Annotated in this window: 7 protein-coding genes; 5 read left to right on the plus strand and 2 right to left on the minus strand. The window is 40.7% G+C overall.

The annotated features are described in order from the left end of the window. The first annotated feature begins 37 nt into the window (after positions 1-37). Positions 38-3,985: a two-component regulator propeller domain-containing protein gene (locus tag KFO40_RS16165; protein ID WP_211146578.1), complete on the plus strand. Its 3,948-nt coding sequence runs from the start codon at positions 38-40 to the stop codon at positions 3,983-3,985. A gap of 187 nt (positions 3,986-4,172) precedes the next feature. Next, positions 4,173-4,880, plus strand: coding sequence for a hypothetical protein (locus tag KFO40_RS16170; protein ID WP_004323110.1), 708 nt, complete (start codon positions 4,173-4,175; stop codon positions 4,878-4,880). A 109-nt stretch (positions 4,881-4,989) separates the two neighbouring features. On the opposite strand, the gene ahpF is transcribed toward KFO40_RS16170, so the two are convergent. Further along, a complete protein-coding gene (ahpF, locus tag KFO40_RS16175) occupies positions 4,990-6,540 on the minus strand; it encodes an alkyl hydroperoxide reductase subunit F (protein WP_004323109.1) in 1,551 nt (516 codons plus the stop codon). 85 nt (positions 6,541-6,625) lie between these two features. Further along, positions 6,626-7,192 (minus strand): alkyl hydroperoxide reductase subunit C, encoded by a 567-nt coding sequence (ahpC, locus tag KFO40_RS16180; protein WP_004323108.1) that lies wholly within the window; start codon positions 7,190-7,192, stop codon positions 6,626-6,628. A 212-nt stretch (positions 7,193-7,404) separates the two neighbouring features. On the opposite strand from ahpC, the gene KFO40_RS16185 reads away from it, so the two are divergent. The 3 genes from KFO40_RS16185 (at position 7,405) to KFO40_RS16195 (ending at position 12,818) form a co-directional block, all read left to right on the plus strand. Further along, the gene (locus tag KFO40_RS16185; protein ID WP_074910362.1) at positions 7,405-7,926 is read left to right on the plus strand and encodes an NUDIX hydrolase; all 522 of its coding nucleotides are present in this window, start codon (positions 7,405-7,407) and stop codon (positions 7,924-7,926) included. A 132-nt stretch (positions 7,927-8,058) separates the two neighbouring features. Beyond that, positions 8,059-11,076 carry a tetratricopeptide repeat protein gene (locus KFO40_RS16190; protein WP_211146579.1) on the plus strand — a complete coding sequence of 1,006 codons (3,018 nt, stop codon included), beginning with the start codon at positions 8,059-8,061 and terminating at the stop codon, positions 11,074-11,076. A 20-nt stretch (positions 11,077-11,096) separates the two neighbouring features. After that, complete coding sequence (locus KFO40_RS16195) at positions 11,097-12,818, plus strand: TonB-dependent receptor (protein WP_074910370.1); 1,722 nt, start codon at positions 11,097-11,099, stop codon at positions 12,816-12,818. The last annotated feature ends 128 nt before the right edge of the window (positions 12,819-12,946 follow it).

The raw sequence follows: 12,946 nt of genomic DNA on the forward strand, positions 1-12,946 counted from the left end.
ACTTCTTTTATATTTGCTCTATCAAAAGAACATAACTATGTCAAAAGCACACGTACTAAAGAGGTATTCTTTTCTAATCTGGATATTATTCTTTGTTCTTTCTACAAAGGCTGAACAACAAGACTACTACTTCAGACAAATTTCTTTGGAACAGGGATTGTCACAATCAAGAGTGCAGTGCATTTACAGAGATCATTTAGGAGTCATATGGATAGGTACCAAATGGGGGTTAAATAGTTATGACCAATCTGAACTGAAAAGTTATTTTCATGACCGGGAGCAGCCAAACTCATTGCCCGACAATTTCATTCGTTTTATTACAGAGGATCGTTTAGGCGATTTATACGTTTCTACCAATAAAGGAATTGCCATCTACAATAAAGCAGAAAATCAATTTCAGCCATTGAAATATAACGGGAAGCCATTTAACGCTTGGTCTTATCTTCAAATAGGTGACAATTTCCTGTTTGGAGGAGAAGAAACTTTATACCAATACAATCTAATGGATAAAAGTATTACGACGATCTTCCCCGACATTGATGGAGACAAGTTAAAATGTATCAATCGCATCTTTCAGTGGAGTCCCGATGTGCTGATAACCAGCAGTAAAAAAGACGGGCTTTGGATGTACGACTTGACAAAAAAGAAAATGTATCGATGTCCATTTGTAAAAGAGCGCGAGATAAACACCATATTTGTTGACTCTCAAAACCGGCTTTGGGTATCATTCTATGGCAAAGGAATAGCCTGCTACTCGAAAGAGGGGAAAAGGCTTTTCAGTTTATCCACCAAAAATTCCGGGCTCAACAACGATATCATTTTTGATTTTCTTGAAAAAGACAACCAACTTTGGATAGCTACTGACGGAGGAGGTATCAACATACTTGACTTCCAGACTATGAAATTCTCTCATCTTAAACATATTTCCGATGATGAACAATCCTTGCCGAATAACTCTATCTACCGGCTTTATAAAGATCAGATGGACAATATATGGATAGGCAGTATACACGGAGGATTATTCGCCATTAAGAAAGTGTTCATCAAAACCTATAAAGATGTTCCACTGAACAATCCCAATGGAATTAGCGAACGTACCGTGGTTAGCATCTTTGAAGATAAGGATACATTGCTCTGGATTGGAACAGACGGAGGAGGTATCAACTCATTTGACCAAAAAACGAATACATTTCATCATTACCCTACTACATACGGGGAGAAAGTTACCTCTATCACAAATTTTTCTGAAAATGAGCTCTTATTATCATGTTTTAATAAAGGGGTATTTACCTTTAATAAGAGAACCGCACAGATGCAACCTTTTCCCATTATCAATGACTCTATTTCGAAAAGAGAATTTTCATCCGGTGATTTGGTAAATCTATATGCTACAAAAGATAATATTTACATATTAGGAGCAAAAGTCTATATCTACAACAAGCATACCCGGCAAACATCTATTCTCTACGCACCCCAAATAGACATTCAACGCCAAATAGCTATGCAGGCAATTTATTCCGACGATACGCATCTGTATCTAATGGGAACCAATAACCTGTTTAAACTAAACTTCAAAACCAACGAACTGTCTTCATTAGTCAATATGAAAGAGGGAGATGATTTCACATCGGCCTGCCGGGATGATAAAGGTAACTTTTGGATAGGAAGTAATTTCGGACTGCTCTTCTATAATAAACAGACTGGAAAAACAGAAAAAATACATACCAACTTGTTCAACAGTGTATCCAGCCTTGCCTATGATAAAAAAGGAAAAGTCTGGATAGGAGCACAGAACATGTTCTTTGCGTATATTATCAACGAAAAACGTTTTGTTATCCTGGACGAATCCGATGGAGTTCCTTCCAACGAATTGATATTTACCCCTATTCCTGCTCTTCGTACTCCCAATCTGTATATGGGAGGTACTATGGGACTGGTACGCATTAATACGGATATTATTTTCGAAAGCAATTCGTCTCCTATTCTCAAGCTACTTGAAGTAAAACTGAATGGTAAATCAACTCTGAAACAGGTTAATAATAACTGTATTTCGATTCCCTGGAATCATTCATCGTTCAACATTAAAGTGATTGCTGACGAAAAGAACTCCTTCCGAAAACACCTTTTCCGATATGTCATCACAGGAAAAGACAAAATGGTGATCGAGAGTTATCTCCAGACACTCGAATTGGGTACATTAGCATCAGGAGAATATACCATCAGCGTATCCTGCGACACCTCCAACGGTGAATGGAGCCAGCCGACAGAGATCTTAACTATTATAGTCTCACCTCCTTGGTGGAAATCTACCTGGTTTATTATACTATGCATTTTCTTTGCATTTCTAGTGGCAGGAATGGTCTTCTTTAGTTTGATAAGAAAAAAAGAAAATCGGCTGAAACGTGAGATGCGGGAACATGAGAAGAAGATATATGAAGAGAAAATACGCTTCTTAATCAATATCAGCCATGAGCTACGCACCCCTTTGACACTCATCTATGCTTCCCTGAAACGAATTCTCAATAAAGAGGTGAAGCAAGACGAGCTACCGGAATATCTACAGGGGGCATTCAAACAGGCGAATCAGATGAAAGATATTATCAACATTGTGCTTGATACACGCAAAATGGAGGTAGGACAGGAAGTGCTACACATCTCTTCGCATCCTTTGCACAAGTGGATACAGGAAGTGGCAGAAACATTTCAAACTGCATCTAAAGCCAAAGAAATTGAAATTACATACGACTTTGACGACAGTATACAATCTATCGCGTATGATGACACTAAATGCAAAGTTGTTCTTTCCAATCTGATTATGAATGCTTTGAAATATAGTCCTAATCAGACTCGTATTGTTATAAAAACCATCCGTACAAATGAAAGTATACAAATACACGTACAAGACCAGGGAATCGGATTGGATAATGTAGATATAAAGAAGCTCTTTACCCGTTTCTACCAAGGCAAACATAATGAGGGAGGAAGTGGTATCGGTTTATCTTATGCTAAAATGTTGATTGACTTACATGGAGGCAGGATGGGCGCTTTCAATAATAAAGACAGAGGGGCCACATTCTTTTATGAAATACCGGCTAATCTACAAGAACAAGAAGTATCATGTCCTCAACATTCCTACCTCAACGAACTTTTAAGTTCTCCGGAAGAAGAAGAGAAAATAGAATCCGGTTCTTTCTCTCTACAAGGATATTCACTGTTGATTGTAGAAGATAAACAGGACTTAAGAGAATTCTTAAAAAATGCTCTTAAGGATAAGTTCAAGAAGATCTATCAGGCAGAAAATGGATTGGTAGCGTTGGAAGTTATTAAGCAACAGCAACCGGACATTATAGTAAGTGATGTAATGATGCCACAAATGAATGGCTATCAGCTATGCAAGGAAATTAAAGAGAATCTGAATATTAGCCATATCCCTGTTATTCTACTTACCGCCAGAGCCGATTCTGAAAGCCAGATGTTAGGATACAAATTAGGAGCCGATGCCTATTTGCCCAAACCATTTGAAATGGAAATGCTCCTTAGCGTGATCCAGAACCAGATGAGAAATCGTGAATATATTAAATCCAGATACAGGGGCAATCAATTCATTCTGTCTCCGCAAGAGGCTACTTTCAGCAATGCGGATGAACAATTTATGATTAAATTGAATGAAATGATCGATCAGAATCTGTCTCAACCAGATCTGGACGTAAAATTCCTGACTGCTCAAATGGCTATGAGCCGGACATCCTTATATAATAAGATCAAGGAACTGACCGGCATGGGAGCAAACGATTATATCAATCGTAGAAGAATCGACAAAGCAATCATTCTTTTAACTCAGTCTGACATGAGCATTACTGAAATATCAGAGCAGGTAGGTTTCACTTATCAACGATATTTCAGTACGTTATTTAAAGAAATGAAAGGAATGACTCCTTCTCAATTCAGAGCACAACATGGTTCCACCCAACAACAATCAGAGTAGATTCAGCACTTTAGTTTATCATTTATATAGAAATTATACTCCCCGGAACAGAGCGATTAGGATTTCCAGTGCAGATTTGGACGTTTCATGATTTGAAATGACTAAAATCTGATGAGTAGAATAAAGCATTCGACTACTTTTGCAGCAAGCAATTGATAGAAAACGAATACACTTAAATTCAATTATTATGAGAAACTACTATTTAACTCTGTTACTAATATGCATTTGCGGCCTTTGCTTTGCACAGCAACAGACCAATGACACCGTTACTAAAAATCCGCCAAACAAAGAATGGAACTTCAACAATCTGGATGGATGGGAATACGGACATCAAGATAACAACCCGGATAATCAATGCATATTAGAGAATGGTTACTTACGGATCTTTACACGGGCTAACTCGGTGGATCGGAAAAAGGTTCACACTGTAGAACGGATTTATACAACAGGAAGATATACCTGGCGTACTCATATCCCGCAAATGGGAATAGGAGATCAATGTAGCGTGGGTTCGTGGATATACCATGACGACCAACATGAATTGGATTTTGAAGTCGGATATGGTAAAGATACAGTTCGCAAGGAGTTAAATGCAACTCCCGACGAAATGATTGCTTATATGACATCGCAGGCATATCCTTTTTCTTCCGTTCCTGTAGTAATCAAGACCGGATGGCATCTGTTCGAAATTGATCTGACATTAAAAAACGGGAACTATTACATCACCTGGTTAATAGACAACGAGCCCAAACATGAACTTCAACTGGAATTTGGGAAAGACATTGCATTCCATATTTTTTGCAGTGTAGAGAATCTTAAATTTATTGGAGAACAACCGGCACAGCAGGAAAATTCCGGATTGTTTGATTTCGTCAGATATACATATCATGACTAAATATCAAATAGCCCTCGCTACAAATCTGTAACGAGGGTATTTTTTAGAGGAGTCATTCCTCCTCTTGCTAATGTTATGTTTATGTGCTTTTTATATCTGAATATGTCAATCAGATAATCCCCCTCACTCGGTCATCGAATGCAGAAAGTGCAGCTTTCGCTCCTTCGCCCATAGAGATAATGATTTGCTTATAAGGAACCGTAGAAACATCTCCGGCTGCATAGATACCCGTCACATTCGTACGGCAATGTGCATCAATCATGATTTCGCCCGGTCGGTTGGTTTCCACTATGTCGCGGAATACACTGCTATTCGCAGAAAGCCCGATCTGTACAAATACACCATCCAACTCAACCAAACGTTCTTCTTCCGTTTTACGATCTTTGATGCGCAGGGCAGTCAGTTTATCACCATTTCCTATCACTTCCGTAGTCTGTGAACTTACAAACACTTCCACGTTCGGCAATGATTTAAGTCGATCTTGAAGTACACTGTCTGCTTTCAACTCATCCATAAATTCAAAAACAGTGACTTTGGAGCAGATAGCAGCCAAGTCAATCGCTGCCTCAATGCCGGAATTTCCTCCACCTACTACTGCTACATGCTTTCCCTTATAAAACGGCCCATCACAATGAGGGCAGAAAGCAACACCACGACCGATATACTCCGCTTCTCCCGGAACATTCAGTTTACGCCAGCTTGCACCGGTTGCAATAATCAGTGCCGGAGCCAGGAATTTCTCACCAACAGAGGTAGTGATCTGCTTTTGTTTTCCAACCACTTCTACTTTTTCTACTTTACGATGCTCCAGCAAATCCACCGGATAACGCAACAAGTGAGTTTTCAAATTATCGGCAAGTTCATTTCCTGTCGTTTCCGGAACAGAAATTAGATTTTCAATACCCACCGTTTCTTTCACCTGTCCGCCAATACGCTCGGCCACGATAGCTACACGCAACCCTTTACGGGCAGAATAAATAGCTGCCGATACTCCAGCAGGTCCTCCACCGGCTACAATCACATCATATTCTTTCACCTCTGCATTCGCTTTGGTTTCGTCAATACCATATTGATCTTCCAACTTGGCAAGCAATTCGCCAAATTCACCACGGCCTACATGAAGCAATTTTCCATCTGCAAAGACAGAGGGTACTCCTTGTATCTTCAGTGCATCTACTTCATCCTGATAAAGCGCACCGTCTACCATTTCATGCGTAATAGCCGGATTCAAAGTAGTCATTGCATTCAGAGCCTGCACCACGTCAGGACAGTTCGTACAAGTCAACGAAACATAAGTGGTCAGATGTATCGGGCCTTTCAGTGCTTTCACACGGTTGCAAACGGCCTCATCGGGAAAGTTCTTTCCTTTGCCATCCAGATTCAGGACAGCCAAAAGCAATGACGTGAACTCATGTCCATTAGGAATACCCCAGAATGTAATTCCGGTGCGGTCGCCATTCTTCAGTAAAGTAAACTTCAATGCGTCTCCCTCATTCACTACACAAGTGATATGATCGGAACAATCCGCTACATCTCCCAGCAGCTCCAATAATTCTGTTTTGTTTTCGTGGCTGGATGATACGGATATATCAAAAGTAAAGTTTGCCTCCAGCCCAGCAAAAATACCCTTTAATTGTTCTTTTAATGCAGATTCTAACATATCTTTTTCCCTTTCATTTTTTTAAAAGAAAGGCCGGCAGCGTCTCCCGTTACCGGCCTCCCATAATCACCATTATCAAGATCTATCAAATCTTACCTACCAGGTCAATGCTTGGTTTCAGGGTAGACTCACCCTTCTTCCATTTAGCCGGGCAAACTTCTCCGTCATGGCTGGCTACAAACTGTGCAGCTTCCACTTTACGAAGCAATTCACTTGCATCACGGCCAATATTGTTATCATTCAGTTCCACCACTTTAATCTTTCCTTCCGGATTGACAACGAATGTACCACGATAGGCCATACCCTCTTCTTCGATATATACACCCAGTGCACGGCTCAAAGCGCCAGTCGGGTCTGCCAACATCGGATATTGAATCTTGCGAATACTTTCAGAAGTATCATGCCAGGCTTTGTGCACGAAATGAGAGTCAGTACTTACCGAATAGATTTCTACACCCATCGCTTTGAACTGGTCGTACTTTTCAGCCATATCCACCAATTCAGTAGGACATACGAAAGTAAAGTCGGCAGGATAGAAGAAAAGAATCGCCCATTTACCTTTCAGGTCATTGTTGGTTACAGTCTTGAAAGCTCCGTTGTGAAAAGCCTGAACACTGAATTCAGGAAGTTGAGAATTTAAAATTGGTTCCATAATCTTTATTGCTTTTATTGTTATTAATTGATTTGACTTATAACATCAGAAACAACGTTTTGTTTTTTGTTTCTGATGCAAAGATAAAGGCAGAAACCCCGCCTTTGCAAAAAAAGCCCAATCGAATATTTCTATGCTGTGATAGATGAAATTAATAAAAGCATTTTATACCTTTGCGTGTATAAACAAAAAAACTGGAAGTATATACGATTATGAAACATCCTCTAGCTCAATTCCTATATTGTCCCGAATGTGGTTCTCCGCATTTCAAAGTAAATAACGAAAAGTCCAAAAAATGTACAGATTGCGGCTTCGTCTATTACTTTAACCCTTCCGCCGCCACCGTAGCACTCATCTTAAATGAGAAAAACGAATTGCTTGTTTGCCGGCGTGCTAAAGAGCCGGCAAAGGGAACTCTCGACCTTCCCGGAGGATTTATCGATATGAACGAGACAGGTGAAGAAGGCGTAGCCCGTGAAGTGCTGGAAGAAACAGGGTTGAAGGTAAAAAAAGCAGTTTACCAGTTTACACTTCCCAATATTTATGTCTATTCAGGTTTTCCTGTACACACACTCGATATGTTTTTTCTGTGCACCGTAGAAGACATGAGCCATTTTTCGGCAATGGATGATGTAGCAGATTCTTTCTTCCTGCCTCTCTCTGAAATTAATCCGGAAGATTTTGGACTAGATTCTATTCGCCGAGGACTTAAAAAGTTTTTATCTGGCAGATAATTCGTTAAAATATAACAAATTACAGAAACATTTCCCCTTTCATTCTGTCTTATATTTTAATGAGCTTTAAATTAATAGCTATTAAAATACGTCATTGAAAGATATATAGTACTTTTGCATAAACACCCGATTATGAAAAAAGAAATTACTAGACTCATTTGTGCTGCCATCTGCTGCACGCCCATTATAGGATTTGCCCAGACAGGTGACAAGTTCACTTCGACTGACAATCTTTATAAAGAAGGAAAAGAACTTTTCCAGGAAAGAAATTATGCAGCTGCTCTGCCGGCATTGAAAGCATTTGTAAAACAAAAGCCTGCAGCCAGCCTTCTTCAGGACGCAGAGTATATGCTAGTCAGTTCGGCTTACGAACTGAAAGACAAAAACCGCATCGAACTCCTCCGCAAATATCTCGACCGTTATCCTGATACTCCATACGCTAACCGCATTTATGCGCTGTTAGCCTCCTGCTATTTCTACGAAGGAAAATATGATGAAGCACTGGCACTCTTCAACTCTGCCGACCTCGATTTGTTAGGTAATGAAGAACGGGACGACTGCACCTACCAACTGGCTACCTGTTATCTGAAAACCGATAACCTACGAGAAGCAGCCATCTGGTTTGAAACTTTGCGTGCCAACAGCCCCAAATACGCCAAAGATTGTGATTACTATCTTTCCTACATCCGCTATACACAAAAGCGTTATACTGAAGCGTTGAAAGGCTTCCTCCCCTTACAGGACGACTCAAAATACAAAGCACTCGTCCCTTATTATATAGCCGAAATTTATACGCAGCTCAAAAACTATGATAAGGCACAAATTGTAGCACAAAACTACCTGTCAGCCTACCCGAATAACGAGCACGCAGCAGAAATGTACCGTATTCTGGGAGATGCCTATTACCATTTCGGACAATATCACCAAGCCGTAGAAGCATTCAACAATTACTTGAATAAGGATCGCTCGGCTCCCCGCCGGGATGCCCTTTATATGCTGGGACTCTCCTACTACCAAACAAAAGTATACTCCAAAGCAGCCGAAACATTAGGTAAGGTGACAACTGACAACGATGCCCTTACCCAAAATGCATATCTCCACATGGGACTCTCTTATCTGCAACTGGCAGAGAAAAACAAAGCACGCATGGCTTTTGAACAGGCAGCCGCCTCCAATGCTAATATGCAAATCAAGGAACAGGCAGCTTACAATTACGCTCTTTGCCTGCACGAGACTTCTTTCTCCGCTTTCGGTGAATCAGTTACTGCCTTCGAGAAATTCCTGAATGAATTTCCGACTTCTCCTTATGCTGAAAAAGTCAGCAGCTACCTGGTAGAAGTTTACATGAATACACGTAGCTACGATGCAGCTTTGAAATCAATCGACCGGATTGCCAAACCAAGCGCGCAAATATTGGAAGCCAAACAAAAGATACTGTTCCAATTAGGAACTCAATCTTTCGCTAACGCCGACTTCGAACAAGCTCTGAAATATCTGAACCAATCCATTGCCATCGGACAATACAATCGTCAAACCAAGGCAGACGCTTACTATTGGTGCGGAGAATCCTATTACCGTCTAAACCGAATGGTAGAAGCCGCACGTGATTTTAATGCTTATCTGCAACTCACCACCCAACCCAATAACGAAATGTATGCGCTTGCCAATTATAACTTAGGATATATCGCTTTCCACCGGAAAGACTATACGCAAGCAAGCAATTATTTCCAAAAATACATTCAACTGGAGAAAGGTGAAAATGCAACCGCACTTGCCGATGCATACAATCGTATTGGTGACTGCCACCTGCATGTACGTAACTTTGAAGAAGCCAAACAGTATTATTCGCAAGCCGAACAAATGAATACTTCTTCCGGAGACTATTCTTTCTATCAGCTGGCTCTTGTATCCGGTCTGCAGAAAGACTATACCGGTAAGATTACCTTGCTGAACCGTCTGGTAGGAAAGTACCCTGCTTCTCCTTATGCCGTAAACGCTATTTACGAGAAAGGGCGTTCCTATGTTTTGATGGACAACAACAATCAAGCCATTACCTCTTTCAAAGAATTGCTTACTAAATATCCTGAAAGCCCGGTCAGCCGGAAAGCTGCCGCCGAAATCGGATTATTATATTACCAAAAAGGAGATTACAACCAAGCAATCGAAGCCTACAAACAGGTTATCGAAAAATATCCGGGCAGTGAAGAAGCACGTCTTGCCATGCGTGATTTGAAATCTATTTATGTAGACCTCAACCGCATCGACGAATTTGCTGCTTTAGCAAATGCTATGCCAGGACACATCCGTTTCGATGCTAACGAACAAGACTCGCTTACGTATGCCGCCGCAGAAAAGATTTATGCACGAGGCAGAATGGAAGAAGCCAAAACAAGCCTCAACAAATACCTGCAAACTTTCCCGGAAGGAGCCTTCAGCCTGAACGCACATTATTATCTCTGCCTGATCGGAAACGAACAGAAGAATTATGATATGATTCTTCTCCATTCCGGTAAGTTGTTGGAATATCCAAACAATCCGTTTGCAGAAGAAGCACTGATCTTGCGTGCTGAAGTGCAATTCAACCAGCAAAATATGGCTGAAGCATTGGCTAGCTACAAAATGCTGAAAGAAAAAGCAACCAACGTAGAGCGCCGCCAACTTGCTGAAACGGGTATTCTGCGTTGCGCCTTCCTATTACGAGATGATATAGAAACCATCCATGCAGCTACCGACCTGCTTGCAGAAGCCAAACTTAGTCCGGAGCTAAGAAATGAAGCTCTTTATTACCGTGCTAAAGCCTACACCAAGCAAAAGGCTGACAAGAAAGCAATGGAGGACTATCGTGAACTGGCCAAAGACACACGTAACCCTTACGGTGCCGAAGCTAAATATCAGGTTGCACAATCCCTCTACGACGCAAAAGAATATGCCGCTGCAGAGAAAGAGTTGCTCAACTATATAGAACAGAGTACGCCACATGCTTATTGGCTAGCGCGCAGTTTTATCCTTCTATCCGACGTCTATCATGCTACGGGTAAAGATCTGGACGCACGCCAATATCTGCTAAGTCTGCAACAAAATTATCAAGGGAATGACGATATTGAAAGCATGATTGAAAGCAGACTTAGTAAATTGAAAGTTGAGAATTGAGAATTAAAAAATAGAAAAATATGAAACGATCTCATTATATAATAGGGGGACTCGCATTGGCTATGTCAATGCCATCCTGCCTTCAAGCCCAAACCACCCAATCGAAGGATACAACAATGACCCGCACGGTCGTTGTGGAACAAGAATATAACCCGGACATTATGGACGCTTCGAAAGTAAACGTCCTGCCTAAAGTAGAAGAACCGACAGTGAGCAAGAAAGAAGTAGAATATGCTACAACATTCTTTCCGGCCACTTCCGTTCCGGCAGGCCTGATGCGCCCCTATACCGGAAAAGAAGTTCAACCCGGCACTACCCCGGGATATGTACGTGCCGGATATGGTAATTATGGCAATTTGGATATTCTTGCCAATTATCTATTCCGTCTGTCGCAGAAAGACAAATTGAATGTACGTTTCCAAATGGATGGAATGGATGGTAAGTTAACTCTTCCTTTCACAAATGGAGAGAAATGGAATGCTTTCTACTATCGCACACGCGCAAATGTAGATTACACACACCAATTTAATAAACTGGACTTAAATATTGCCGGAAACTTCGGATTGAGCAACTTCAACTTCCAACCGGAAAGCGTAAACAGCAAGCAGAAATTCACATCCGGTGACTTCCATGCGGGCATTCATTTCACTGATGAGACTGCACCACTGCGTTTCAACGCAGAAACAAATCTGTTGATGTATGAACGTCAACATAACATGTTCAATGAATCTGAAGCCAATACAGGTATCAAGGAAACAATCATACGCACCAAAGGCGATGTCACGGGAGCTATCGGCGACCAACAATTAATAACTATCGCTTTGGAAATGAACAATCTTCTCTACAACGGATATACAAAGAATGTTTCCACCGGAGATGAATACTTCAAAAACTACACAACGCTTCTTTTAAATCCATATTACGAACTGGATAATGATGACTGGAAACTGCATATCGGAGCCAATGTAGATTTATCTTTCGGATTTGACAAGTCTTTCCGTATCTCACCCGATATCACTGCACAGTATATTTTTTCTGATAGCTACATTGTTTATGCAAAAGCAACCGGCGGTAAGCAATTGAATGATTTCCGCAGATTAGAAAGTATCTGTCCTTACGGTGAACTGCCGGAGGCAAATACCACTGCCACTTTGGGATACGTACAACGTCCTTATGATACTTACGAGCAAATCAACGGTAGTATCGGATTCAAAGCAAGCCCTTATCCGGGACTTTGGTTCAACGTGTTCGGTGGTTATCAGAATCTAAAGAACGACTTATCTTATTTAGGTTTTGACCCAAGTAATATTCATTCAGGTTCTTACCTTTCTTTTGCTCAAGATAATACAGAAAATCTCTACCTTGGCGGTGAAATCAGTTACGATTACAAAGATATCCTCGGAATATCAGCTAAATATACTTACCGTAATTGGGACAGCAAAACAGAGGAGTATCTGTTGGCTGTGAAACCAGTCAGTGAAATGTCTTTCAATGTACGTATTCATCCGATCTCTGCTCTTAACATAAATCTGGGTTATGATTACATCAACCGGAAAGAAGTGAAAGAGTATGCAAAAATGACCGCAATTAATGATTTGCATATCGGAGCCAGCTATAATGTATTCAAAGGAGTATCCGTTTATGCGCAAGTACATAACCTGCTGAACAAGAAATATCAATATTATTTAGGTTATCCTACGGAAGGATTCAATTTCTTAGGAGGATTGAGTTTCCGGTTCTAAATTAATGAAAGGGGCGTTTCCATTTCTGGATAACGCCCCTTCTCAAAAACTTAGGGATATTCCTAAAATAATAAAATTTAAGGCAACTAATTCATTGCGAGTTAGTTGCCTTTTTTGTATCTTTAAGC

The sequence above is a fragment of the Bacteroides sp. 1001302B_160321_D4 genome (assembly GCF_015667765.1).
In the GTDB taxonomy this organism is placed as follows: domain Bacteria; phylum Bacteroidota; class Bacteroidia; order Bacteroidales; family Bacteroidaceae; genus Bacteroides; species Bacteroides xylanisolvens.

What these genes read in the sequence shown, in the direction of transcription:
- KFO40_RS16185 (WP_074910362.1), top strand. Translation starts at nt 7,405, where the DNA reads ATGAAACATCCTCTAGCTCAATTCCTATATTGTCCCGAATGTGGTTCT.
- KFO40_RS16190 (WP_211146579.1), top strand. Translation starts at nt 8,059, where the DNA reads ATGAAAAAAGAAATTACTAGACTCATTTGTGCTGCCATCTGCTGCACG.
- KFO40_RS16170 (WP_004323110.1), top strand. Translation starts at nt 4,173, where the DNA reads ATGAGAAACTACTATTTAACTCTGTTACTAATATGCATTTGCGGCCTT.
- KFO40_RS16195 (WP_074910370.1), top strand. Translation starts at nt 11,097, where the DNA reads ATGAAACGATCTCATTATATAATAGGGGGACTCGCATTGGCTATGTCA.
- KFO40_RS16165 (WP_211146578.1), top strand. Translation starts at nt 38, where the DNA reads ATGTCAAAAGCACACGTACTAAAGAGGTATTCTTTTCTAATCTGGATA.
- ahpF (WP_004323109.1), bottom strand. Translation starts at nt 6,540, where the DNA reads ATGTTAGAATCTGCATTAAAAGAACAATTAAAGGGTATTTTTGCTGGG.
- ahpC (WP_004323108.1), bottom strand. Translation starts at nt 7,192, where the DNA reads ATGGAACCAATTTTAAATTCTCAACTTCCTGAATTCAGTGTTCAGGCT.